General features: G+C 59.7%; 22 protein-coding genes and 1 riboswitch. Of the genes, 18 read left to right on the top strand and 4 right to left on the bottom strand.

Annotated elements, in window-relative coordinates:
- Position 1 precedes the first annotated feature (1 nt).
- A riboswitch (cobalamin riboswitch) is annotated at positions 2-287 on the bottom strand.
- Positions 288-333: 46 nt separating this feature from the next.
- The 3 genes from ACXJKE_RS10360 (at position 334) to ACXJKE_RS10350 (ending at position 2,043) form a co-directional block, all read left to right on the top strand.
- The gene (locus ACXJKE_RS10360) at positions 334-573 is read left to right on the top strand and encodes a DUF904 domain-containing protein (RefSeq protein ID WP_457280495.1); all 240 of its coding nucleotides are present in this window, start codon (positions 334-336) and stop codon (positions 571-573) included.
- On the top strand, positions 570-905 hold the full coding sequence (locus ACXJKE_RS10355) for a cell division protein ZapA (protein ID WP_457280494.1): 336 nt from the start codon (positions 570-572) through the stop codon (positions 903-905). Before ACXJKE_RS10360 ends, ACXJKE_RS10355 begins: the two co-directional genes overlap by 4 nt.
- A gap of 337 nt (positions 906-1,242) precedes the next feature.
- Positions 1,243-2,043, top strand: a complete 801-nt coding sequence (locus tag ACXJKE_RS10350; RefSeq protein WP_457280493.1) for a sulfite exporter TauE/SafE family protein — start codon at positions 1,243-1,245, stop codon at positions 2,041-2,043.
- 11 nt (positions 2,044-2,054) lie between these two features.
- Here the strand turns inward: ACXJKE_RS10350 and ACXJKE_RS10345 are convergent, their stop codons facing one another.
- Together ACXJKE_RS10345 and ACXJKE_RS10340 are read right to left on the bottom strand one after the other, a co-directional pair.
- Positions 2,055-3,014 (bottom strand): LysR family transcriptional regulator, encoded by a 960-nt coding sequence (locus ACXJKE_RS10345; protein WP_457280492.1) that lies wholly within the window; start codon positions 3,012-3,014, stop codon positions 2,055-2,057.
- 111 nt (positions 3,015-3,125) lie between these two features.
- Positions 3,126-4,034 (bottom strand): LysR substrate-binding domain-containing protein, encoded by a 909-nt coding sequence (locus tag ACXJKE_RS10340; protein WP_457280491.1) that lies wholly within the window; start codon positions 4,032-4,034, stop codon positions 3,126-3,128.
- A gap of 144 nt (positions 4,035-4,178) precedes the next feature.
- Between ACXJKE_RS10340 and gcl the strand changes: the two genes are divergently transcribed.
- The 6 genes from gcl (at position 4,179) to ACXJKE_RS10310 (ending at position 10,390) form a co-directional block, all read left to right on the top strand.
- Positions 4,179-5,975 (top strand): glyoxylate carboligase, encoded by a 1,797-nt coding sequence (gene gcl / locus ACXJKE_RS10335; RefSeq protein WP_457280490.1) that lies wholly within the window; start codon positions 4,179-4,181, stop codon positions 5,973-5,975.
- Positions 5,976-6,015: 40 nt separating this feature from the next.
- The gene (gene hyi, locus ACXJKE_RS10330) at positions 6,016-6,795 is read left to right on the top strand and encodes a hydroxypyruvate isomerase (protein ID WP_457280489.1); all 780 of its coding nucleotides are present in this window, start codon (positions 6,016-6,018) and stop codon (positions 6,793-6,795) included.
- 30 nt (positions 6,796-6,825) lie between these two features.
- Complete coding sequence (gene glxR, locus ACXJKE_RS10325; RefSeq protein ID WP_457280488.1) at positions 6,826-7,752, top strand: 2-hydroxy-3-oxopropionate reductase; 927 nt, start codon at positions 6,826-6,828, stop codon at positions 7,750-7,752.
- Positions 7,753-8,198: 446 nt separating this feature from the next.
- Positions 8,199-8,579, top strand: coding sequence for a hypothetical protein (locus ACXJKE_RS10320; RefSeq protein WP_457280487.1), 381 nt, complete (start codon positions 8,199-8,201; stop codon positions 8,577-8,579).
- 9 nt (positions 8,580-8,588) lie between these two features.
- Positions 8,589-9,356, top strand: a complete 768-nt coding sequence (locus ACXJKE_RS10315) for a fumarylacetoacetate hydrolase family protein (RefSeq protein ID WP_457280486.1) — start codon at positions 8,589-8,591, stop codon at positions 9,354-9,356.
- A 23-nt stretch (positions 9,357-9,379) separates the two neighbouring features.
- Positions 9,380-10,390: a 2-dehydropantoate 2-reductase gene (locus ACXJKE_RS10310; RefSeq protein ID WP_457280485.1), complete on the top strand. Its 1,011-nt coding sequence runs from the start codon at positions 9,380-9,382 to the stop codon at positions 10,388-10,390.
- Positions 10,391-10,525: 135 nt separating this feature from the next.
- On the opposite strand, the gene ACXJKE_RS10305 is transcribed toward ACXJKE_RS10310, so the two are convergent.
- Positions 10,526-11,422: a hypothetical protein gene (locus tag ACXJKE_RS10305; RefSeq protein ID WP_457280484.1), complete on the bottom strand. Its 897-nt coding sequence runs from the start codon at positions 11,420-11,422 to the stop codon at positions 10,526-10,528.
- Between the two features lie 313 nt (positions 11,423-11,735).
- Here ACXJKE_RS10305 and ACXJKE_RS10300 point away from each other — a divergent pair, with 313 nt between their 5' ends.
- The 3 genes from ACXJKE_RS10300 to ACXJKE_RS10290 all read left to right on the top strand — a co-directional run bounded on the left by ACXJKE_RS10300 (position 11,736) and on the right by ACXJKE_RS10290 (position 14,970).
- Positions 11,736-12,758 (top strand): Bug family tripartite tricarboxylate transporter substrate binding protein, encoded by a 1,023-nt coding sequence (locus ACXJKE_RS10300; protein WP_457280483.1) that lies wholly within the window; start codon positions 11,736-11,738, stop codon positions 12,756-12,758.
- A gap of 112 nt (positions 12,759-12,870) precedes the next feature.
- A complete protein-coding gene (locus tag ACXJKE_RS10295; protein WP_457280482.1) occupies positions 12,871-13,392 on the top strand; it encodes a tripartite tricarboxylate transporter TctB family protein in 522 nt (173 codons plus the stop codon).
- A 48-nt stretch (positions 13,393-13,440) separates the two neighbouring features.
- A complete protein-coding gene (locus ACXJKE_RS10290) occupies positions 13,441-14,970 on the top strand; it encodes a tripartite tricarboxylate transporter permease (protein WP_457280481.1) in 1,530 nt (509 codons plus the stop codon).
- 70 nt (positions 14,971-15,040) lie between these two features.
- On the opposite strand, the gene ACXJKE_RS10285 is transcribed toward ACXJKE_RS10290, so the two are convergent.
- Complete coding sequence (locus tag ACXJKE_RS10285; protein ID WP_457280975.1) at positions 15,041-15,649, bottom strand: Crp/Fnr family transcriptional regulator; 609 nt, start codon at positions 15,647-15,649, stop codon at positions 15,041-15,043.
- A gap of 265 nt (positions 15,650-15,914) precedes the next feature.
- Between ACXJKE_RS10285 and oxc the strand changes: the two genes are divergently transcribed.
- The 6 genes from oxc to fdhF all read left to right on the top strand — a co-directional run bounded on the left by oxc (position 15,915) and on the right by fdhF (position 25,557).
- Positions 15,915-17,633, top strand: coding sequence for an oxalyl-CoA decarboxylase (gene oxc / locus ACXJKE_RS10280; protein ID WP_457280480.1), 1,719 nt, complete (start codon positions 15,915-15,917; stop codon positions 17,631-17,633).
- A 27-nt stretch (positions 17,634-17,660) separates the two neighbouring features.
- Positions 17,661-18,932, top strand: a complete 1,272-nt coding sequence (gene frc / locus ACXJKE_RS10275; RefSeq protein WP_457280479.1) for a formyl-CoA transferase — start codon at positions 17,661-17,663, stop codon at positions 18,930-18,932.
- Between the two features lie 110 nt (positions 18,933-19,042).
- Positions 19,043-19,489: a PAS domain-containing protein gene (locus ACXJKE_RS10270; RefSeq protein ID WP_457280478.1), complete on the top strand. Its 447-nt coding sequence runs from the start codon at positions 19,043-19,045 to the stop codon at positions 19,487-19,489.
- Positions 19,490-19,613: 124 nt separating this feature from the next.
- On the top strand, positions 19,614-20,861 hold the full coding sequence (gene frc, locus ACXJKE_RS10265; RefSeq protein ID WP_457280477.1) for a formyl-CoA transferase: 1,248 nt from the start codon (positions 19,614-19,616) through the stop codon (positions 20,859-20,861).
- Positions 20,862-20,915: 54 nt separating this feature from the next.
- Entirely contained in the window at positions 20,916-22,610 is a 1,695-nt protein-coding gene (locus ACXJKE_RS10260) for an NAD(P)H-dependent oxidoreductase subunit E (protein ID WP_457280476.1), read from the top strand.
- A gap of 109 nt (positions 22,611-22,719) precedes the next feature.
- A complete protein-coding gene (gene fdhF, locus ACXJKE_RS10255; protein ID WP_457280475.1) occupies positions 22,720-25,557 on the top strand; it encodes a formate dehydrogenase subunit alpha in 2,838 nt (945 codons plus the stop codon).
- Positions 25,558-25,726 lie beyond the last annotated feature (169 nt).

Raw genomic sequence — 25,726 nt, 5'->3', positions numbered from 1 at the left:
GTGCGCGTTCACCTTGTTGGCCGGTATCCGGGCTGACGGAACTGCCTCCATCGCCTTCCCAAGCGTGTGTTCAAAACGCTCAGTGGCTAGTGATGAAAGCTGAATGGGCTTCTGACTTGGCGTCAGGAGCCCATTCGTCCGTATTACCGTTGCGGGGGCAGCGCAGGTTAAAGGTCTCGGCGCCAGCGAATCAGGTTGACCTGATGCATGGCTTTGACCCCCTCCTGCTTCCCGTTGAACTGCAGCGTGCGAACCACACTGCGGGCACCAACAGGGCAGATTCTACGCGGGCCTTCCCCATGTCCGGCCGCAAACCCTACAATCGGAGCTGCCATGTCGAACCAAACCCAAATCGACCAGATCGTCGAACGCGTTGAGCGGCTCCTGCTGCGCTATGAGGAGCTGCAGCGTACCAACGAGCTCCTGGTGGAGCAGGTTGGCGTTCTGACGCACGAACGCGACTCCCTCAAATCGCGGCTCGGTGCGGCACGCGCCCGTGTGGATGCACTGCTGGAGCGCCTGCCCGAAACCAACGGGCATGCCGCCAAAAACACCGTGGGAACCGAGTCATGAAACAGCTCGAAGTGCAGATCATGGGCCAAAGCTATTTGCTGGGCTGCCCCGAAAATGGCGACGCCCGAATGCTGGACGCGGTCAACCGTGTTGACATGGCCATGTGCAGGATTCGCGATGCCGGGAAAATCAAGGCACGTGACCGCATTGCCGTTCTGGCGGCGCTCAATCTCGCCTTTGAGCTCCCCGAGCGCACGCCAAACGCTACGCCCACACCCGCCGCGACAACAGCGGAAACAACCGCCAGTGCTGGCGAAACAACGCATCCGCAACTCACAGCCTTGCTACAGCGGCTTGACACAGCCTTGGGCGTTGACGGCCGCCTGCTTTAAGCCCGCACCCCTGCGGTAAATCACTCCCCCACTTCGCGCGCGGGAGCCGCAAAGGCCTACAATGAACACGTCTGCGATGCGCATTGGGCTTTATATTTCCTTGAACCAATGCTCTTCGAGCACGGGCTTGGTAAATTGTCCGGCAGGTGTGATCGTCTCGCGTCAGACGAACCCGAAACCTGACTGCCCTCGCCCACCTGAACCCCGGTTCAGGATGACGGTCCAGTGGCACTCGCAGACACCTTTCTTTTCTTGTCCCGGATCCGAACGGAATCCAGGCCGCGAACAAAAACAATAGCCGGTTGCGGGCCCAGCCCGCCGTGCCACAGCAGATCTGATGTCTCTCGAACCCCAACTTATTGCCGAACTTCTCCTGTTGGGTCTGTGCACCGGTTTTCTCGCAGGCCTGCTGGGCATCGGCGGCGGCATGCTGATGGTGCCGTTCATCACCTTCATCCTCACGGCAAAAGGCTACCCGCAGGAATACACCGTGAAAATGGCGGTCGCCACCTCGCTGGCCACCATCTGCTTCACCTCGTTGTCATCAGTGCGCGCGCACCACCGGCGCGGGGCCGTGCTGTGGCCCATCGTTCGGCTGCTGGCGCCCGGCATTTTGCTGGGGTCATTGATTGGTGCCCAACTGGCGGTGGCCTTGCCGGGAAAAATCCTCAGCATCCTGTTTGCCGTTTTTGTGGCGTTTTCAGCCACCCAGATGTTTCTGGGCCGTAAACCCAAACCCAGCCGCACTCTGCCCGGCCGCCTGGGCACCTTTGGCATGGGTGGTGTCATCGGCATGCTGTCTTCGCTGGTGGGCGCAGGCGGCGCCTTCGTTTCGGTGCCCTTCATGACCTGGTGCAACGTGAAAATCCATGACGCCGTGGGAACCTCGGCAGCGCTTGGTTTTCCGATTGCGCTGGCCGGCACCTTGGGCTACATCTGGGCTGGCCAGAACCTACCTCAAATGCCGCCCGGCTCCATCGGCTTTCTTTACCTGCCAGGACTGGTCATCATCTCGGTTGCCAGCATTTGTACGGCGCCGCTGGGCGCACGCACCGCGCACCGCATGGACATCCAGCCGCTGAAAAAAGTCTTCGCCGTCGTGCTGTATATCCTGGCAGCCTATTTCCTGCTGCGCTAACCCTTGTTGTGCTAACGGCGGGTGACAGCACGCCGGGGCTGTGCCGTTTTGGGCCGAAAACCAATTGTCTGCTCGATCAACGCCCCGCCATCCGTCATCAAAAAAGTCTTGAACGCCTGCGCTACCGGCGTCAGCCGCTTGTTGCGACGGTGCACGACATACCAATTCAGCATCAACGGAAAACCCTGCACGTCGAGCACGGTCAGGCTGCCCACCTGAAGTTCGCGGCTGATGGTATGCGCCGACAGAAAACTCACCCCCATGCCCGCGATCACGGCCTGTTTGATGGTTTCCGTGCTCTTGATCTCCATCGCGATGTTGAGGTCGGCCAGGTGCGTGCCGAAACCCTCCTCCATCGAATTCCAGGTATCAGAACCTTTTTCACGCACAACAAAGGGTTCGCTGGCCAGGCGCGATAGCGGAATGCGCTTTTTGGCGGCCAGCGGATGGTTGGGTGCTGCCACAACAACATAGGGGTGCGGGGCGAAAGGTTCGCTCACCGTGTCCATATCCAGTGGCGGGCGCACCATGACGGCCAGATCTGTCAGGTTGTCGGTCAGTTGGCTCAAGAGTTCCTCGCGATTGCAGACGCCGAAGTCCAGCGTCACGCCCGAGTGGCGCCGTGCAAACTCAACGAGCAGGCGCGGAAAGAAATAGTCGCCGGCGCTGATCACCGCAACGTTCAGCTTGCCGCCGGAGATGCCCTTGAACTGCGCCATGGCTTCCTCCACCTCCTTGAACTGCTGGATGATGATCCGGCTGGAATGAAGCATCTCAATGCCCGCCGGCGTGAGATGAATTTTTTTGCCGAGCTGCTCAAACAGCGGAAGGCCTGCGTGGTCTTCCAGTTTGTTGACCTGGATGGACACTGCTGGCTGCGTCAGGTGCAGCTCTTCGGCGGCTCGTGAAAAACTCAAGTTGCGGGCCACAGCCTCGAACACCTTGAGCTGGCGCAATGTCGCATTCTTCATCTCGGCCCCTTTAGTCCATAACTCACAAGTAATTCATGGTATCAAATGGATTAGCAATAAATAATCATTCATTGCAGGCCGGTCGACCTGGGGGCAAGCTTTCGCCTGTGGCTATTTCTGGTCCGCCCACCAGGACTCGCCGAACTGGCCTTGCAGCCAGCCGACAAAACCGTTGACCTTGGCCGGCACCAGTTGGGGTGAGGGATAGACAGCATGGATTTCCTGCGACGGCAGCACCCAGCCGCTCAGGAGAGGCACCAGGGTGCCGCTGCGCACTGACTCATGCGCCACATACCGGGGCAAGGCCGCCACGCCCATACCGCCACGCGCTGCCACCAGCAGCGCCGAGAGATTGTTCGAGCGCAGCGGCCCACTGACCGAGACCTGCCACGCTTGGCCTTCGGCTCCGTTGAAATGCCAGCGCGCATCACCTTGCACCGTGCTGTAGATCAGCGCATCGTGCGTGACAAGATCCGCAGGATCGGCCGGCGCACCGCGCTTCTTGATGTATTCGGGCGAGGCCACGACCACCCACGGGTTGATACCCAGGTAACGCGCCCCCAACGTCGAGTCAGCGAGCGGTCCCATCCGGATCGCCACGTCAATGCCCTGCTCAACCAGGTTGACATAACGGTCTTCAAAGTTCAACTCGATTTGCAATTTGGGGTGCATCTGCATGAACCGCATGACCAGCGGCACCAGCACACGCCGTCCAAAAGCTACGGAGGTAGTGATTCGCAGGCCGCCCTGGACCTGCGACTGCAATAGCGCCGCCACCGTCTCGGCCTCTTCGACATGATGTGCAATCAGCTTGCACTTGGCGTAATACAGCGCGCCTATCTCAGTGGGCGTCACGCCGCGGGTCGAGCGGTGGAGCAGCCGCGAACCCAACTGCTTTTCCAGTTGCACCACCAGTTTGGTGGCCGACGGCTGGCCCATACCCATGTCGGCCGCCGCCTTGCTGAAAGAGCCGAGGTCCACCACGCGAATGAAAAGCCGGATGGCTTGAATGCGGTCCATGGCCACAAGTAGACCACGGCGACATCGGCCAGGCAATCATTTATTCCAGTTTGGAATAAGCGTAATGCACAGGATGGGGCTTCCCCGCAACCACCAACGCCGCGACCATCCGTCTCAACGATCAGCAACCTCTAGGAGACTTCGATGGCAAAAATGAAGGCCGCCATGGCCGCCGTTCTGGTGATGGAAAAAGAAGGCATCACACAAGCTTTTGGTGTGCCCGGCGCGGCCATCAACCCGTTTTACTCCGCACTGCGTGAGCGCCAGTCGATCACGCATATCCTGGCCCGGCACGTCGAGGCCGCGTCGCACATGGCCGAAGGCTACACGCGCGCCAAGGCCGGAAACATCGGTGTGTGCATTGGCACCAGCGGCCCGGCCGGCACCGACATGATCACCGGGCTGTACTCGGCGATTGCCGACAGCATCCCCATTTTGTGCATCACCGGCCAGGCGCCGCGTGCGCGTCTGTACAAGGAAGATTTTCAGGCGGTCGACATCGAGTCCATTTCCAAACCGGTCACCAAGTGGAGCGTGACCGTGCGCGAACCGGCTTTGGTGCCGCGCTCCTTCCAGCAAGCCTTTCACCTGATGCGCTCGGGACGACCCGGCCCGGTGCTGATCGACCTGCCTTTTGATGTGCAGATGGCCGAAATTGAATTCGACATTGACACCTATGAGCCGCTACCGGTCTACAAGCCGGCTGCCAGCCGCAAACAAATCGAAAAAGCACTCGACATGCTTGCTGCTTCCAGCAAGCCTTTGATCGTCGCCGGCGGCGGCATCATCAACGCCGATGCTTCAGATCTGCTGGTCGAGTTTGCCGAGCTCACCGGTGTGCCGGTCATCCCCACCCTGATGGGCTGGGGCACCATTCCCGACGATCATCCCCTGATGGCCGGCATGTGTGGGCTGCAAACCAGCCACCGCTACGGCAACGCCACCATGCTGGCCAGCGACTTCGTCATCGGCATCGGCAACCGCTGGGCCAATCGCCATACCGGTTCGCCCGAGGTGTATTGCAAAGGCCGCACCTTTGTGCACGTAGACATCGAGCCGACACAAATCGGCCGGGTGTTCAATCCCGACTTTGGCATTGTCAGCGACGCCAAGGCCGCGCTGGAACTTCTGGTGCAAGTCGCCCGCGAACGCAAGGCTGCCAAGAGCCTGCCCGACTATGACAGCTGGGCCGCCCGTTGTGCCGAGCGAAAAAAGCTCATGCACCGCAAGTCTCACTTTACCGAGACACCCATCAAACCGATGCGTGTGTACGAGGAAATGAACAAGGTGTTCCCCCGCGACACCATTTACGTGACAACCATTGGCCTGAGCCAGATTGCCGGGGCGCAGTTCCTCAATGTGTACGGACCACGCCAGTGGATCAACTGCGGCCAGGCGGGTCCGCTGGGCTGGACCATCCCCGCGGCCCTCGGTGTGGTGGCCGCCGATCCGACACGTACCGTTGTCGGGCTGTCCGGCGACTACGACTTCCAGTTTTTGATGGAAGAGCTGGCCGTGGGCGCGCAGTTCAATCTGCCCTATGTGCAGGTGCTGGTCAACAACAGCTATCTGGGCCTGATCCGCCAGGCCCAGCGAGGTTTTGAGATGGACTACTGCGTCCAGCTGGCTTTTGAAAACCAGAACGTACCGGAAGGCGAAGGCGATCTGCGCAGTTACGGTGTGGACCACCAGGCTGTAGTGCAAGGCCTGGGCTGCAAGTCATTGCGCGTGACCGACCCTGAAAAGATCAATGACGCCATGGTCGAAGCACAGGTGATGGCACGCAAATACCGGGTGCCGGTGGTTGTGGAAGTCATCCTCGAAAAGGTCACCAACATCGCCATGGGCACGGAGATCGACAAGGTCAACGAGTTTGAAGACATCGACTGTCGCCACCCCAAGGGTCGAGAAGGCCTGGAACTGGCTGGCTTGCTCGAATAAGCCCCCCAGCAACGCCCAACGCCCCACCAGCAGAGAAACCATGCCTAAATTTTCCGCCAATCTCAGCATGCTTTATACCGAACATGCGTTCCTCGACCGCTTTGAACCGGCCGCCAAAGCTGGCTTCAAGGCCGTGGAGTTTCTTTTCCCCTATGCCTTCAGCGCCGCTGACATCAAGGCCAGGCTCAATGGCAATGGTTTGCAGCTGGTGCTGCACAACCTGCCCGCCGGCGATTGGGAAGCCGGCGAACGCGGTATTGCCTGTCACCCCGATCGCGTGGAAGAATTCCGTGCCGGTGTGGCCCAAGCCATCGCGTATGCCCAAGTGCTCGGTGTAGGTCAACTCAACTGCCTGGCCGGAAAAACACCCGCGGGGGCCAGTGACACCGTTCTGCGCAAGACTTTTGTCGATAACCTGCACTATGCAGCCAGCGAACTGAAAAAAAACGGCCTCAAATTACTGATCGAACCGATCAACACCTTTGACATTCCGGGCTTCTACCTGAACCGTACGGCACAGGCACTGGACATTCTGGACGAGGTCGGCGCCAACAACGCCTTCGTGCAGTACGACATTTACCACGCGCAGCGCATGGAAGGGGAAGTGGCGGCGACGATACAAAAACATCTGGCACGCATCGCTCACATCCAGCTGGCCGACAACCCCGGCCGCAACGAGCCGGGCACCGGCGAGATCAACTACGCATTTTTGTTCACGCATCTGGACCGCCTTGGCTATGGCGGCTGGATAGGCTGCGAATACAAACCTGCCAGCACGACGGACGCAGGACTGGGCTGGCGCCAGCGCCTGACAAGCTGACCCGCACCATCTCACAAGGAATACTTCTACATGACCTCCAACGCCCTGAAAATCGGCTTCGTCGGCCTCGGCATCATGGGCACGCCCATGGCCGGCCATCTGATCAAGGCCGGGCACCAGCTGTTTGTCCATACCCTCGGCAAGATGCCCGACGCGATTGCCAGTGGCAGCGCCACGCAATGCGTAAATGCCCGCGGCGTGGCTGAGCGCGCGGACATCATCTTCATCATGGTGCCTGATACCCCCGACGTGGAGGCTGCGCTGTTTAGCGACGGCGGTGTTGCAACCGGTCTGAAGGGCTCGTCCGCAGACGCAGGTGAACGCAAGGTTGTCGTCGACATGAGCTCCATCTCGCCCATAGCCACCAAAACCTTTGCGCAGAAAATCAACACACTGGGCTGCGACTACCTCGACGCACCGGTGTCGGGCGGCGAAGTCGGTGCAAAAAATGCGACGCTGTCCATCATGGTCGGCGGCCCGGAAGCCGTGTTTGAACGCATCAAGCCGCTGTTTGAATTGATGGGAAAGAACATCACCCTGGTTGGCGACAATGGTGACGGCCAGACCGCCAAAGTGGCCAACCAGATCATCGTGGCGCTCAACATCGAAGCGGTGGCCGAGGCGCTGCTGTTTGCCGCCCGCGCCGGTGCCGACCCGGCGCGTGTACGCCAAGCCTTGATGGGCGGCTTCGCGTCATCGAAGATTCTGGAGGTGCATGGTGAACGCATGGTCAAGCGCACGTTTGGTCCGGGTTTTCGCATCGAGCTGCACCAGAAGGACTTGAACCTGGCGCTCTCCACCGCGCGCCTGCTCGGCATCTCGCTGCCCAACACGGCCACCGCGCAGGAGCTGTTCAATTCCTGCGTCGCACACGGTGGCAAAACCTGGGACCACTCTGCCATGGTGCGTGCACTGGAGAAACTGGCCAACTTCGAGATCGGCCAGCAAGCCGGGTGATCGTTGCCGGAACGCGCGGCACAAGCGGGGATCCGGCGTCTTTGCGTTGCGCCCGTTTGCACCGGGAGTTAACCGTCCCCAAAGTCGCACCGCTCATGCAGCCGGCATTGGGCCCGTTATTGGTCCAGCCGAAGAAAAAGTCTCGTGCGGCCGGATCGCATTCCGTGATGGAACTGCCGAAAAAGCTCCAGCCTCCATTTCTGACCTCACTTGCTCGGGATTGGCGTCCGCACGCAGGCGCACCGGAAAGTCACTGCACTCTTACCCACCTGCGTGAACCACAACCCTTCGCGCCAGGCAATATTTATATATAACTCATAGATAATCATTTATATGAAATACTTTAACTATCATTAATCATCTATTCTTTCTACAGTTGTCTCAAGCCCGGTGCATCGCGCATCGAAAAGTGCCCCCAGAGCATCCACCCATCAAAGGAGACCTCCATGCTCAACGCCTCGCTTGACAACACCGCCGCCGACCGGACCGACCAGACCCGCCACGCCTACAACGCCGCATTCGAAGAGCTCGGTTTGACCTGGCACTGGGATGCCGCCACTTATGCCCGATTGCAGGCCCAAGGTCGCGATGCCGTGCGCACCTATCTGGAAACCGAGCAGGCGCATCTGCTGCGAGCCTACGAAGCAGATTTCCTGGTTGAGGCCATCGAAGCGGCCAAGGCCCGCTGCCATGCCAGCATGGTCGCCAGCCGGGCAAACCCGGCTCCTTATGCCGGCTGGTCCAGCCATTCACTCACGCCAGCCAATAGCCGGCCAAAAAACACCACCCCTGCACCCCGGTTCACGCCGAGTGCGCTGTACACGTGAAGGGCCGGAATGTCTAACCGTTGGCTACGTTTCAGGGAAGGCAATTCAACCGGCTTCGGAACTCTCGAGGGAGAGAACATCCGGATTTGCCAGGGCAACATGTTCTCCGGTGCGACACCCACAGACCGGGCGTTGCCGCTGGCCAGCGTCGAGCTTTTGATGCCGGTACGGCCCAGCAAGGTCATCGCGATGTGGAACAACTTCCACGCCCTGGGTCAAAAGCTCAATCTGGCCGTGCCGGCCGAACCGCTCTACTTAATCAAGGCGCCGAACTCCTACCTGGATCCAAACGGAATCATCGTAAAACCTCCATGCGATGGCAAGGTTGTTTTCGAAGGCGAACTGGGCATCGTCATCGGCAAAACCTGCAAGCAGGTTTCCGAGCGCGATGCAATGGATCATGTGTTCGGCTACACCTGCGCCAACGATGTGACGGTCGCCGACATACTGAACCGTGATGCCTCGTTTGCCCAGTGGGTACGCGCCAAAGGGCTGGATACCTTCTGCCCCTTCGGCCCCGTCGTTGCCACAGGCCTTGATCCGGAAAAGCTGGTGGTTAAAACCATCCTCAACGGCGAGATCCGCCAGGACTATCCCATTAGCGACATGCGCTTTTCAGTGAAGCAGCTGGTGAGCTTGATATCCCAGGACATGACACTCTATGCAGGCGATATCATCCTGTGCGGTACGTCAATCGGCGTGGGATCCATGAAACCGGGAAGCACGATCGAAGTGGAGATTGCCGGTATCGGCAGGCTCAGTAACCGGTTCGAATAACGTTTTTTACCAGGAGCACGGGTGTGAAGATTGCGATCATTGGGGCCGGAGCCATCGGCGGTTATGTGGGTGTGAAATTGGCTTTGGCCGGTGAGGACGTAACCTTCATCGTACGGGGCGCCAACCTGGATGCTATTCGCAAAAAAGGCATGAAGCTCATCATGCATGATGGCACCGAACACGTTGCGGAAAATGTCAAGGCGACCAACAACTACACAGAAGCCGGCCCGCAGGATCTGGTGATCCTGGCCATGAAGGCACATCAGGTAGAGGCTGTAGCCAACGATCTTCCCAAGCTGTTTGGGCGTGACACCACAGTCGTCACCATGCAAAACGGCATCCCCTACTGGTACTTCCATAACCATGGTGGCCCGTTTGAAGGAAGCCAGGTCCATAGCGTGGACCCCAGCGGTACGCTGTCAAAAATGATCCCTCCGCAGCGCGTCATCGGCTGTGTCGTCTACCCGGCCTCTGAACTTGTGGCGCCAGGTGTCGTGAAACATATCGAAGGCGACCGCTTTCCGGTCGGCGAGCTTGACGGCTCAATCAGCGAACGTGTCACGCGAATTTCAGAATGTTTTGGCAACGCGGGGTTCAAGGCGCCCGTTTTGGACAACATCCGATCGGAGATCTGGCTCAAGCTTTGGGGCAATCTCACTTTCAACCCCATCAGCAGCCTGGCCCATTCCACACTGGTGGACATTTGCCAATATCCGCTGACACGCGAACTGGCTGCCAGCATGATGCGCGAGGCGCAGGAAGTCGCGCACAAACTGGGCATCGAGTTCCGCGTCACGCTGGACAAGCGCATCGCCGGTGCGGAGAAAGTGGGCAAGCACAAAACATCCATGCTGCAGGACATCGAAGCCGGTCGAGCCCCGGAAATCGACGCCCTGGTGGGTTCAGTAGTCGAACTGGGACGCCTTACGCAAACACCAACGCCGCACATCGACACGGTATATGCCCTGGTCAAGCTGCTCGCAAAAACCATGGACGAAGAGCGCGGACAGGTGCGCCTTCAGCTCGCGGCCTGATTGCCCGGTAACGCCGGGCTTTGGGCTTGGCACCGACAGGACTGTGCCAGCCAATCAGGCCTCATCCAATTGCTGCGGCGCACAACGGTTTTTCTTGTTGCCGCGACCTGCGGCAAGCCTCAAAAACGATCCGACTCAAGGTCCAAAGGCCAACGATTTCTTCATAGCCTCAACCACTGCGTCCGAAGGAGTGTCGAAATCGAACTTGGCCCCAAGGTCCAACGCCTTTAACAGAAGCGGGTTTGCGTTCTTGAGGGAGTCGAACAGAGTAGCCGCTTTTTTGGTCACATCTGCTGGAGCGCTAGGGTGAACGTACAGCCCGTAGCCCCAACTCGCGTTGGCGGTCGGCACAATCACCAGTTGCGCCATATGGATGCGTTCATCGGTACCGTGGTGGCTTTTCATGGTGGCAGCCTGTGCACTCTGTAGCCGGGTAATCAGGCCGGCCCACCGGTCCGCTTGCCAATGAAATGCCGCTTTGGTCGGCAAGTAGCTTTGCCCCAGCCCTTGTTGAGGCAATATTTCGACCACCGTGCCGCAAAAATTCTCGGCTTTTACGAGCGATGTGGTCACACCGCTTTTCATGCCAAAGCAACTGGTCGCCTTGAGCTTGGCGAGCACTTTGGCTTGATCAGCGGGAGGGAGCGTCTTCAACTCGACCGGTTTGCCGTCCTTGACCGTTCCGATGTCAGCCAGAATCAGTACAGCCGACTGGATCGGGTCCATGTTGACAGCCACCGGCTTATAGCCCGAGGCAAGACCGACCACGGGGTTGCCATAGACCCAGCATGGTGGAGCCGGCTTCTTGACGGCTGTCAAAACATCCTGCGTCTCCCGGATGTTGAGCACCGGCGTGACCGACAGCCCCGTGGGACGGATAAAGTCAACGAGTTCTTTCAGGGCACTTTCGGTTTGCGAGGCTCCCTCGCCCCGGATCACTTGCGGATTAAGGTAAAGCCCGCCTTCGCACGACTGCGCTTGGGCGGTCACACCGCAGGAAAACAGAACTGCCAGGAACAATGCGTTTTTCATGGTTTTTACCTTTCAAAGCATGTGTGAGGTTCCAGTCACGCACCTCGACGCGGAGCATCAGCTAGCCCGCTGAAATTCATGTTACGGCGTTGTCACACTTTCCTCCTAGGGACATACGCTATCTAGGCGCGCCATACAGCGCCGAAGCGGCTCCGGAGAAACCCTAGAGCGGCTCGAAAATCCCGCAAACTTGACCCCTGTCAAGAGTTTTTGGCCCACTTGGTAAGACCATACGTCTGCAATATGCTCGGCTAGGGAATCAGTAAAGAAATTCCAGCCAACAACAGAGTTACCCAATACAGGAGACAACGTGATGAAAACCAGATTTGCGAGCATCAAGAATAAAGTGGCTGCAGCAGGGACATGCGCCATCGCAGCAGCGGCGCTGACGGCTTTCCCGGCCCACGCGGCCTGGGAGCCCACCAAGCCGGTGGAGTTCGTGGTACCAGCAGGTACCGGTGGCGGGGCCGATCAGATGGCTCGCCTGATGCAAGGTATCGTCATCAAGCACAAGCTGATGAAAGAGCCGCTGATCGTCGTCAACAAGTCCGGCGGCGCGGGCGCCGAGGGTTTCCTCGAGGTGAAAGGGGCCACGGGCAATCCGCACAAGATCATCATCACGCTGTCCAACCTCTTCACCACGCCACTGGCAACCGGTGTTCCCTTCAACTGGCGCGACATGACCCCCGTGTCCATGATGGCGCTGGACCAGTTCGTTCTTTGGGTGAATGCGGAAAACCCCGCCAAGACCGCCAAGGACTACCTGGCAGCTGTGAAAACCGCAGGCCCCAGCAAAATCAAGATGGGCGGCACCGGCTCCAAGCAGGAAGACCAGATTATCACCGTCGGCATTGAGCAGGCCACCGGCACCAAATTCATCTATGTCCCCTTCAAGGGCGGTGGTGAAGTCGCTGTGCAGCTCGTCGGAAAACACGTTGACTCTTCCGTCAACAATCCGATCGAGGCAGTTGCCCAGTGGCGCGCCAACCAGCTCCGGGCCCTCTGCGTCTTCGATGACAAACGGATGACTTACAAGACCAAGGTCACCGATACCCAGTCGTGGGCCGATATCCCGACTTGCAAGGAAGCCGGTGTGCCCACCGACTACACCATGCTGCGCGGCATTTTCATGGCGCCCGGTGTGTCCAAAGACCAGCTCGAGTTCTACGTCACGCTGCTCAAGAAGATTCGCGACACGCCTGAGTGGAAAGACTACATGGAAAAAGGCGCGTTCAACCAGACCTCCATGTCCGGCGACGAGTTCGGCAAATGGCTGGGCAGCGCTGAACAGCGCCATCGCGAGCTGATGAAGGAAGCCGGCTTCATCGCGAAGTAACGATCAAGAAAGCCCCGTTCGCCGGGTTTTCCCCTGCGGGCTGGCCACGCGCCAGCCCCACAATCAATCAAGTTCGCCCTGGTGCAGGGCACTCAATCCAACGGAGTTGCTCATGGAGCCAAACCAAGAATCCGGCGCGGAAGTCCGCTCGGGCGTCGCGACCTATGTCGTTGAAGCAATCGTCGCCACCTGTATCGTCATCCTGGGCGCCATAGTCATCCAGGGCAGCTGGGCCCTCGGGTCCGGCTGGACCAGCGACGGCCCCGGCTCAGGCTACTTCCCGTTTTATATCGGCATCATCCTGTGCATTTCAGGCGCCGGCACCCTTTATCAAACCCTGTTCGGCAAGGAAAAAAATACCGAAGTATTCGTCGACGGCGAACAGCTCAAACGCGTTTTATCGGTCCTGATTCCTGCCATCGTTTACGTGGGGGCGGTCCAGTTTTTAGGCCTCTACGTTGCATCGGCCGTTTACATCGCACTGTTCATGATCATCCTGGGAAAATTTTCCCCGATCAAAAGCGTGATCACAGCCTTCCTTGTGAACGCACTTTTCTTCTTCATGTTCGAGGTCTGGTTCAAGGTTCCCTTGTTCAAGGGCCAGTTCGAGCCGCTGAGCTTCCTCGGCTACTGAGCCCCCTCTACCCACAACGAGCCCACTGAACTTTTACCGGATATCGAAATGGAAGAACTTAACTCGCTTTTTCACGGATTCAGCGTCATCCTGACGCCGATGAACATCGTCCTGATGTTCGTGGGCATCATTCTGGGTGTGCTGATCGGCGTGCTGCCCGGCCTGGGCGGCGCCAACGGTGTGGCTATCTTGCTGCCACTGACTTTCACGATGTCGCCCACTTCGGCCATCATCATGCTGTCCTGCATCTATTGGGGTGCGCTTTTTGGCGGTGCGATCACCTCCATTTTGTTCAATATTCCGGGAGAGCCCTGGTCGGTGGCCACCACCTTTGACGGCTACCCGATGGCCCAGCAAGGCAAAGCCGGCGCCGCGCTGACGGCTGCGTTCACCTCCTCTTTTATCGGCGCTTTCGTTGCCGTGGTGATGATCACCTTCCTGGCGCCACTCGTCGCCAAGTTCGCGCTCAAGTTCGGCCCTCCCGAGTTTTTCGCGGTCTACCTGCTGACTTTCTGCAGCTTTGTGGGCATGGGAAAAGGGTCTCCGTTCAAGATCCTCGCGTCCATGACGATCGGCTTTGCGCTGGCGTCTGTTGGGATGGACACCGTGACCGGCCAGTTGCGCCTGACCTTCGGCATCCCGGACCTTATGCGCGGTTTCGATTTCCTGATCGCGGTGATCGGTCTGTTCGGTATCGGCGAAATCCTGCTGTCCATGGAAGAAGGCCTGGCTTTCTCTGGCAAGAGCGCCAAGATCGACCCCAAGGTCGTACTGGAAACATGGAAGAAGTTGCCGAAATACTGGATGACGTCCCTTCGCAGCTCGCTGATCGGCATCTGGATGGGCATCACCCCTGGCGGCGCCACACCTGCCTCGTTCATGAGTTACGGCCTTGCCAAGAAGATGTCAAAGAACGGCTCGAAATTCGGCACCGGCGAAATCGAAGGCGTGATTGCGCCCGAAACCGCAGCGCATGCCGCCGGCACCAGCGCCCTGCTCCCCATGCTGGCACTGGGCATTCCAGGCTCACCCACCGCAGCCGTGCTGCTCGGCGGCCTGCTGATCTGGGGCCTGCAGCCCGGACCGCTGCTGTTTGTTGAACAGAAGGACTTCGTCTGGGGGCTGATCGCCAGCATGTACCTGGGTAACCTGGTGGGCCTGATCGTTGTGCTGACCACCGTCCCGTTGTTCGCATCCATCCTGCGCATTCCGTTCTCCATCATTGCCCCTGTGATTGTGGTGATCTGCGCGATTGGCGCCTACACCGTGCACAACGCCATGCTGGATATCTGGTTCATGATGCTGTTCGGTGTCATCGGCTATCTCTTCAAGAAGCTCGACTATCCGCTGGCGCCGCTGGTTCTGGCACTGGTTCTCGGAGACAAGGCTGAGGATTCATTCCGCCAGGCCATGCTTGTGTCGCAAGGTGAAATGTCCATCATGTGGTCTAACCCACTGGTCGGCGGCATCACCACGCTGGCCCTGGTGTTGCTGTTCTGGCCATTGATTTCTCGCGTCATGGCAAAGATTCGCCCACCCAAGAAGAGCGAATTCGCGGCAGAACAGCCGGTGGACTGACCTCCTGCGAAAAGCCACAAAAAAGCCGGGTACATCACCCGGCTTTTTTATTTCCGCTTCGCTGAACCTGTCAGATCTTGCCGCGTTGTTTAAGCCGGCTAAGGGTTTCTGCTGAGAGATTCAGGTAAGACGCCAGTTCCTTCTTCGGAATGCGGTCAAACAGCTCCGGATGTTTGCGCTGAAAGCGCTTGACGCGCCCCGGTGCATCCAGCAAATGCAGCGTGATGGTATGGGCCATGATTTCACTCATCAGGCGCATCACGTAATACTCGAACGACTGCTTGATTTCATGATGCCGCTCCAGGAAAGCCACCCATTCGGGCAAGGGCAGCTTTGCCACCCGAACCTTGGTAACGCAGACCGTGCTGTATGGCGTGGGGGTGCCCAGGCGCCAGGCCGCGTAGCTGGTTTCCATGTCCCGCTCGTCGGCAAAGCGAAGAATCATCTCCTTGGCCTGCTCGTTGGTCACCACCCGCTTGAGGATGCCCTCAAGAATGAAATATTGCTCCATTTCGTGCACGCCCTGCTCCAGCAGGGAATCACCTTTCTGGCCGTCAACAATGACCAGGTGCGACTCCAATTCTGCACTCTGTTCCGCCGTCATCCCCTTCAAAACAATGTTCTGCGCCAATTGCACGCGAATGACGTTTCTCTCGGGATGATTTGGTATGGACGACATGGAGGCAATAAGGATTGAGCGAGACGCAGATTGGCGGGTTTTTCGGGGTGGGGAATCCACCGAAAATTGACCGTGGTCAATGGCCAAATCTGAATCGATTCCTATGATACCTCGACGGTGCAAATGACCCGCCTGAGTGCAAAAAGTGAAGCAACGTGACCCACCGCGGAAGACCCTGATTCAGGTCAATACGTTTTCCAGGGCGGGACACACAGCCAACTGCTTTGCTCAACCTTTATCGAAGTCACACGAAGAGACATTCATTATGACCAACGCGACCTCCACGACAGAGCAGATCGACGGTTTTCACCTCGTCATCGATGCCCTCAAGCTCAACGGCATTGACACGATCTTCGCCCTGCCCGGCATTCCCATTACCGACCTGACCCGCAAGGCGCAGGCCGAAGGAATCCGCATGATTTCTTTCCGCCACGAGCAGCACGCCGGCAACGCCGCTGCGGCTGCGGGCTTCCTGACGCAAAAACCAGGGATTTGCCTGACGGTATCCGCGCCAGGCTTCCTCAACGGACTCACCGCCCTGGCCAATGCAACGACCAATTGCTTCCCGATGATCCTCATCAGCGGCTCCAGCGAGCGCGAGATTGTCGATCTTCAGCAAGGCGACTACGAGGAAATGGACCAGCTGGCAATTGCCAAGCCATTGTGCAAAGCAGCATTTCGCGTCCTCCATGCCGAAGACATCGGTGTCGGCATCGCTCGCGCCATCCGTTCGGCGCTGTCTGGCCGTCCCGGCGGCGTTTACCTCGACCTGCCGGCCAAACTGTTCAGCCAGTCGATGGACGCCGCAGCCGGCAAGAAATCGCTCATCAAGGTGGTCGATCCCGCACCGCGCCAGATTCCCGCCCCCGATGCGGTCAAACGCGCACTGGACCTGCTCAAGGGCGCCAAACGCCCGCTGATCGTGCTTGGCAAAGGCGCTGCCTATGCGCAGTGCGACGCCGATATCCGCACCCTGATCGAGAAAACCGGCATCCCTTATTTGCCGATGTCCATGGCCAAAGGCCTGCTGCCGGATACGCATCCACAGTCGGCTTCGGCCACCCGCTCTCACGTGCTGGCAGAAGCCGATGTGGTGATGCTGGTCGGTGCGCGCTTGAACTGGTTGCTCTCGCACGGTAAAGGCAAGACCTGGGGCGGCCAGAATGCCGACACCCGCCAGTTCATCCAGATCGACATCTCGCCGACCGAAATGGACAGCAACGTACCGATCGCCGCACCCCTGGTCGGCGACATCGGTTCGTGCGTCTCCGCGCTGCTGGCAGGCCTGGGCTCAAGCTGGGCCAAACCGCCGGCCGAATGGACTCAAGGGATCAACGAACGCAAGGACAAGAACCTGTCCAAAATGGCGGCGACGCTGGCGCTCAATCCGCCCACGATGAACTTCCACAGCGCACTGAACGTCATCCGCAATGCGGTCAAGGCGCGTCCCGACGCCATCGTGGTGAACGAAGGCGCGAACACCCTGGATTTCGCGCGCAGCATTGTCGACATGTATGAGCCCCGCAAGCGTCTGGACGTCGGCACCTGGGGCATCATGGGCATCGGCATGGGCTTTGCCGTCGCGGCCGCGGTGGTTACGGGTAAACCCGTAATTGCCATCGAAGGCGACAGCGCTTTCGGCTTTAGCGGCATGGAGGTAGAAACCATCTGCCGCTATAACCTTCCAATTTGTGTCATCGTCTTCAACAACAACGGCATTTACAAGGGCACTGACGTCAATCCGCTAGGCGGCGATGTGGCACCCACCGTTTTCGTCAAGAATGCACGCTACGAAATGATGATGCAGGCTTTCGGCGGCGTGGGCGTTCTAGCCAACACACCGGCAGAGCTGGCCAAGGCGCTGGACGAAGCCGTCAAGTCCGGCAAGCCGACCCTGATCAACGCGATCATTGACGAAACTGCAGGCACCGAGAGCGGCCGGATCACAAGTCTGAATCCGCAAAGCGCTGCAGCAAAGAAGTAATCCAAAGCATCCTAAGGAGAAATCAAAATGAGCAACAAACCACTCGCCGGCATCAAGATCATCGACTTCACCCACGTTCAGGCAGGACCCGCCTGTACCCAGATGCTGGCCTGGTTCGGCGCTGACGTGATCAAGGTCGAGCGTCCTGGCTCTGGCGACGTTACCCGAAGCCAGTTGCGTGACATCGAAGGCGCTGACGCGCTGTATTTCACCATGCTCAACAGCAACAAGCGCGGCCTGACGCTGGACACCAAAAAGCCCGAAGGCAAGGAAGTGTTGGAGAGGCTCATCAAGGAATCCGACGTGATGGTCGAGAACTTTGGTCCCGGTGCGCTGGACCGTATGGGATTCACCTGGGAACACATCCAGTCACTCAACCCAAAAATGATTCTGGCATCCGTCAAGGGTTTCTCTGACGGCCACCACTACGAAGACTTGAAGGTTTACGAAAACGTGGCCCAGTGCGCAGGCGGCGCAGCGTCCACCACCGGCTACTGGAAGGGCGAGAACTCAGGCCCCACCATTTCGTCTGCCGCCTTGGGCGACAGCAATACCGGCATGCACCTGGCCATCGGTATTTTGACGGCCTATATCGGCCGGCAGAAGACTGGCAAGGGCCAAAAAGTCGCCGTGTCCATGCAGGACAGTGTGCTCAACCTGTGCCGCGTCAAAATGCGCGACCAGTTGCGTCTGGACAACCTTGGCTACCTGGAAGAGTACCCGCAATACCCGCATGAAATGGAAGCTTTCAAAGACGGCGTGGTACCGCGCGGCGCCAATGCCGGCGGTGGCGGACAACCCGGCTGGATTTTGAAATGCAAGGGCTGGGAGACCGACCCCAACGCCTATATCTATTTCACGGTCCAGGGGCACGCCTGGGAGCCGATCTGCGACGCACTGGGCAAACCAGAGTGGAAAACCGACCCGGCCTACACCACGGCCAAGGCACGCCAGCCGCACATCATGGATATCTTCGCCACGATTGAAGCATTCATCGCCGACAAGACCAAGTTCGAAGCCGTGGACGTCTTCCGAAAATTTGATATTCCTTGCGCGCCCGTGTTGTCGATGAAGGAGTTGTTGCATGACAAATCCTTGCGTGCCAGTGGCTCCATCGTTGAAGTCCCGCATAAAGTGCGCGGTAGCTACTTCACCGTGGGCAGTCCGATCAAGTTCTCTGACACCAAGCCCGAAGTAACGGCATCGCCCCTGCTGGGCGAGCACACCGATGAGGTTCTGGCCGAACTCGGTTACAGCAAAGACCAAATCGCGGCCATGCACACTGCAAAAGCGGTGTGAGCGCAATCTTGAAGTAGCGGTCTTGATGGCCCAGAAAGACGGCGTTCAGATTGAGCGCCGTTTTTTTTAAGGCCTCAGTCAGCTTATTTTTCGGTAACAGGAGTGGACATATGCAAACAACAACCGACCTGAAACAGCTTGTGGAGGCTGTTGGCGATGCCATTGTGGCTTCCGATGCCGGTGGTGCAATTGTCTTGTGGAACCCTGCGGCCCAGCGGATGTTTGGCTTCACAGAAGAAGAAGCCCTGGGTAAATCGCTGGACATCATCATCCCGCAGCGCCAGCAGCAGCGCCACTGGGACGGCTACCACAAGACAATGGCGACCGGACAAACGCGGTATGGCAACGACGTCCTTCGTGTGCCCGCAGTGCACAAGGACGGGCACGGGTTGTCTATTGCCTTTACCGTCGCGCTGTTACATACCCCGGACAACAAGGTGTCGGCGATCGTCGCGGTGATCCGCGATGAAACCGCCCGCTTTGCCGAAGAACGCAATCTGAAAAAACGCCTGACGGAACTGGAGATGCAGCTTGTCCCTCAAGGCAAAACACCGTAACCCAAAAGACAAAGGCACATCACCGGTGCAGTGATTAACATAGGGGTTGAACCGGGCACCCAGGTGTCCTGCAGCATGGCGCAAGCCACACGAGCATCCATTTCAACCTCCAGCAGGAACTTTCATGAGCAAAGCGTTAGACGGCGTTCGCATCCTTGACTTCACCCACGTCCAGTCCGGGCCTACGTGCACCCAGTTGCTGGCATGGTTCGGCGCAGACGTCATCAAGGTCGAGCGCGCCGGCGAAGGCGACGCGACTCGCGGACAGTTGCGCGATATTCCCGGCGTGGACAGCCTGTACTTCACCATGCTGAACCACAACAAGCGTTCAATCACGCTGGACACCAAGAAGCCGAAGGGCAAGGAGGTCCTGGACACCCTGATCAAGGAATGCGATGTGCTGGTCGAAAATTTCGCGCCAGGCGCGCTGGACCGCATGGGTATCACCTGGGAACACATCCAGAAGCTCAATCCCCGGATGATCGTCGCATCGGTCAAGGGTTTTGGCCCCGGCCCCTACGAAGACTGCAAGGTTTACGAGAACGTCGCCCAGTGTGCCGGCGGCTCGGCCTCCACTTCCGGCTTTGACGACGGCCCGCCCATGGTCACGGGCGCACAAATTGGTGACAGCGGAACCGGCCTGCACCTCGCGCTCGGCATCGTCGCAGCCCTCTATCAGCGCAACACCACGGGGCGCGGCCAGAAAGTACTGGCGCCCATGCAGGATGCCGTGCTGAACCTGTGCCGGGTCAAACTGCGCGACCAGCAGCGCCTGGAGCGCACCGGCACCATGCACGAGTATCCGCAGTACCCCGACGGCAAGTTCGGCGAAGCGGTCCCCCGCGCCGGCAATGCTTCTGGCGGTGGCCAGCCCGGCTCCATCCTGAAATGCAAGGGCTGGGAAACCGACCCCAATGCCTACATCTACTTCATCACCCAGGGCGCCGTATGGCCAGCCGTGTGCAAGGTGATCGGCGAAGAGAGCTGGATCGACGACGAAGCCTTCGCGACGCCGGCCGCCCGCTTGCTGCACTTGAAGCCGATCTTTGCGCGCATCGAAAAATGGACCATGACCAAGACCAAATTCGAGGCCATGGAAATCCTCAACAAATACGACATCCCCTGCGGCCCCATTCTGTCGATGAAGGAAATTGCGGAAGAGCCCGCGCTTCGCGAAACCGGAACGATTGTTGAAGTCGACCACCCCACCCGCGGCAAATACCTGACCGTGGGCAACCCGATCAAGATGTCCGACAGCGCCACCGAGGTCACCCGCTCACCCCTGCTGGGTGAGCACACCGACGAAGTATTGACGCAATTGGGCTACGGCGCCGATTACATCGCCGAATTACGCGCCGAACGCGTCATCTAGGTCGGGCAACTCTCACGCCACCAACGCCAGCCACACAGCGAGCCCACACGCTTCATGAACCACCCCATCATTCCCATCGCCGTCATCGACGCCTCCAAGCAGCGAAAGCGTCAAGCACCCAAGGGGCGCCGCGTCGACCCGCAGTCGTTGGCCGAAGTGCAGAGCCTGTTGGGCACCGAGTCGCGTCAGCCGGACCTGCTGATCGAACACCTGCACAAGATTCAGGATAAGTTCGGTCATCTGTCGGCCGCCCATCTGGCCGCACTGGCTCAGGAGATGAGGCTGGCGCAGACCGAGGTCTATGAGGTGGCAACCTTCTATCACCACTTCGACGTGGTTAAGGAGGGCGAAGCCGCTCCAGCCGCACTCACGGTGCGGGTCTGCGATGGCTTGGCCTGCGAAATGGCAGGCGCCAAAGACCTTTTGGACAGGCTGCCCGCCCTGCTCGGCCGGGACATCCGCGTCATCGCAGCGCCTTGCATTGGTCGATGCGAGCAGGCCCCTGCGGCCGTGGTGGGACAAAACCCGGTGCCGAACGCCAGCTGCGAAACCATCGCCGCAACCGTGGCGGCAAGGGCCACCCAGCATGTTCCCGAAGGTTTTACCGACCTGCCCGCCTACCAGGCGAAAGGCGGCTACAGCCTGCTCAAGCAGTGCATTTCGGGCGAGCGGGATATCGAGACTGTTCTCAAGACCATGGAAGACTCCGGCCTGCGCGGTCTGGGCGGCGCCGGCTTTCCTTCCGGCCGAAAGTGGCGCATCGTACGTGCCGAAAAAGGCCCGCGCCTGATGGCGGTCAACATCGACGAAGGCGAACCCGGCACCTTCAAGGACCGCGTTTACCTGGAGCGTGACCCGCACCGCTTCCTCGAAGGCATGCTGATCGCTGCCTGGGCTGTCGGCATCGAAAAAATCTACGTTTACCTGCGCGACGAATACCACGGTTGCCGCAACATGCTGGAGGCCGAAGTGGCCAGGCTGAGGCTGGACCCCCTGATGACCGGCATGCCCGAAATCGAACTGCGCCGCGGCGCGGGCGCCTACATCTGCGGCGAAGAGTCGGCCATGATCGAATCCATCGAAGGCAAACGCGGCATGCCCCGCCTGCGCCCCCCCTACGTCGCACAAGTGGGCTTGTTCGGCCGGCCGACGCTCGAGCACAACTTCGAGACTCTGTATTGGGTGCGCGACATCCTGGAAAAAGGCGGTGAGTGGTTCGCTTCGCACGGCCGCAATGGCCGCAAAGGCTTGCGCTCGTTCTCCGTGTCCGGGCGGGTCAAGGAGCCTGGCGTCAAGCTGGCACCGGCCGGCATCACCATCCAGGAGCTGATCGACGAATACTGCGGCGGCATGCTGGACGGCCAGAAGCTTTATGCTTACCTGCCCGGCGGTGCTTCAGGCGGCATCCTGCCCGCCACGATGAACACCATCCCGCTGGACTTCGACACGCTGCAGCCTTACGGCTGTTTCATCGGCTCGGCCGCCGTGATGATCCTGTCCGACAAGGACACAGCCACCGATGCGGCACGCAACATGATGCGATTCTTCCACCACGAGTCCTGCGGCCAGTGCACGCCCTGCCGTGTCGGCACGGCAAAGGCGGCGCATCTCATGGAGCAACCCAAGTGGGATCTCGCTCTGCTGGCAGACCTGTCTCTGGTCATGCGCGACGCATCGATCTGCGGCCTCGGTCAGGCAGCGCCCAATCCCATGGACTGCGTCGTCAAGTACTTCTCCCATGAACTATGAGCCCCCACGCTTGTCGCTTTGCGTACTACGCTGCCCCCCGAGGGGGCTGGCCTTGCTTGGGGCGGCCCGGCGCTGCGGCCGGCCTAGCTGTGCACTTTAAGGATCTCCCATGAATGCAATTACCCGCCAGGAACTCGCCGAACTCGACTCGCCGCTCGTAAGCTTCAGCCTCAACGGCCGCGAAGTCCAGGGCCGCGCCACTGAATCCTTGCTCCAGGTCGCCAAGCGCGAAGGCGTGGAGATCCCCCACCTGTGCTTCAAGGAGGGCCTGGAAGCCGTCGGCAACTGCCGCTCCTGCATGGTCGAGATCAACGGTGAGCGCGTACTCGCTCCCTCATGCTGCCGGGCACCGGCCGCCGGCATGAAGGTCGTCACCGATAGCGAGCGCGCCGTGGCATCGCAAAAGATGGTGCTGGAACTGTTGCTGTCGGATATGCCCGAGAAGGAATACACCCGCAACAACGAGGTGGACCAGTGGGCGGCCAAAATCGGGGTCGGCAAGCCTCGCTTCGAGGCGCGCCCGCAGGTGCGTCAGGATGTGTCCCACCCGGCCATCGCCGTGAACCTTGACGCCTGCATCCAGTGCACGCGCTGCCTGCGCGCCTGCCGTGACGAACAGGTCAATGACGTGATCGGGCTGGCCTTCCGCGGCGACCAGGCCAAGATTGTTTTCGACATGGACGACCCCATGGGCGTGTCCACCTGCGTGGCCTGCGGCGAATGTGTCCAGGCCTGCCCGACAGGTGCGTTGATGCCGGCCCGTGAAGCTGCACTCACCGTGCCGGACAAGCAGGTCGAGTCGGTCTGCCCGTATTGCGGTGTCGGCTGCCAGCTGACCTACAACGTCAAGGACGACAAGATCCTGTTTGTTGAAGGGCGCGACGGCCCCGCCAACCATGAGCGCCTGTGCGTCAAGGGCCGCTACGGCTTTGACTATGCACACCACCCCCATCGCCTGACCAAACCCTTGATCCGCCGCGAAGGCATGCCCAAAACCGGCGACTTCACGATGGATCCGGACCGCGTGATGGACGTGTTCCGCGAAGCCAGCTGGGAAGAAGCGCTGGAATTCGCCGGCGGCAAGCTGGCCGCCATCCGCGACCAGCATGGCAAGAAATCGCTGGCCGGCTTTGGCTCTGCCAAGGGCAGCAACGAAGAAGCCTACCTGTTCCAGAAGCTGGTGCGCACCGGCTTTGGCAGCAACAATGTGGACCACTGCACGCGCCTGTGCCATGCATCGTCGGTCGTCGCCTTGCTGGAAGGCATTGGTTCTGGCGCCGTCTCTAACCCCGTCATGGATGTCACCAAGGCCGATGTGGTCGTGATCATCGGCGCCAACCCGACGGTGAACCACCCGGTGGCCGCCACCTGGATCAAGAACGCCGTGAAAAACGGCACCAAGCTGATCGTGATGGATCCGCGTCGCTCCGACCTCACGCGCGTGGCGCACCGTCACCTGCAGTTCAAGCCCGATACTGACGTGCCCATGCTCAACGCGATGATGAACGTCATCGTGACCGAGGGCCTGGTGGACCAGGCCTTTATCGACAGCCGCACCATCGGCTACGAAGAATTGCGCAAGAACGTCGAAGGCTACACGCCCGAATTGATGGCGCCTATCTGCGGCATCGATGCCGACACGCTGCGTTATGTGGCCCGGCTGTTCGCCACTTCCAAAGGCTCGATGATCCTGTGGGGCATGGGTGTGTCGCAGCACGTGCACGGCACCGACAACGCGCGTTGCCTGATCGCCCTTTCGCTGATGACCGGCCAGATCGGCCGTCCCGGTACCGGCCTGCATCCTCTGCGCGGCCAGAACAACGTGCAGGGCGCGTCCGACGCGGGCCTGATCCCCATGATGCTGCCAGACTACCAGCATGTGTCCAAGCCCGAGGTCCGCGCCAGTTTCGAGAAGGCCTGGAAGCTGGCCCCCGGCACCCTGGACGACCAGGTCGGCCTGACGGTGGTCGAAGTGATGCACGCCATCAAAAAGGGCGGCATCAAGGGGATGTACGTGCAGGGCGAGAACCCGGCCATGTCCGATCCCGACGCCAACCACGCGCGTGAAGCCCTGGCGGCGCTGGAGCACCTCGTGGTGCAGGACATCTTCCTGACCGAAACGGCCTACCTGGCGGACGTGATCCTGCCGGCCAGCGCCTTTCCTGAAAAGGACGGCAGCTTTACCAACACCGACCGCCTGGTGCAGATGGGCCGCAAGGCGATCAACCCGCCCGGCGATGCGCGCCAGGACCTCTGGATCATTACGCAGATCGCCAACCGGATGGGCTGCGGCTGGCATTACAACCATGTCAGCGAAGTCTTCGACGAGATGCGCCACACCATGCCGAGCATTGGCGGCATCACCTGGGACCGGCTTGACCGCGAGCATTCGGTCACCTACCCCTGCATGAAGGAAGGCGATCCCGGCCAATCGGTGGTATTCGTGGACGACTTCCCCCGCGAAGGCGGCCGCGCGAAGTTCGTGCCGGCCGACATCATCCCGGCCAATGAGCGCCCGGACACCGAATACCCGATGGTGCTGATCACCGGGCGCCAGCTGGAGCATTGGCACACCGGCAGCATGACCCGGCGCGCCACGGTGCTGGACGCGATCGAGCCCGATCCTGTCGCCCTGGTACACCCGCTCGACCTTGCCGCCATGGGTGGCAAGCCCGGCGACGTGGTGACCATTGAGTCACGCCGCGGCAAGGTGGAGCTGTATGCCCGCGCCGACGAAAGCTCGCCACGCGGCGCGGTTTTTGTACCTTTCTGTTACTACGAGGCAGCCATCAACAAGCTGACCAACGCCGCGCTGGACCCGTTTGCGAAGATCCCGGAGTTCAAATACTGCGCGATCCGCGTGTCGCTGGGCGGCGTGCCACCCGAGCAGGATAGCTACGGCGGTGGGCAAGCGCTGAAGAACTCGATCGCTCTTGCGGGGTTCTGAGTATTTTTTGGCAGCAATGAGAAGCAGGGCATGAGCGGCCCGCCTCTGCTGCGTAAAGACAGCGCGTGAGTGCTATTAAATTTATAGCCGCTTACGCCCTTGTTTATTGGGTTTCAGGCCGATTTTGCCAATAATCCATCCAGCGCCCCCGCTGCAAACTTCTGCGCCC

Source organism: Polaromonas sp. P5_D5, assembly GCF_054049435.1.
Note: the sequence above shows the minus strand (reverse complement) of the source record. Positions and strands in the feature narration are given on the sequence as shown.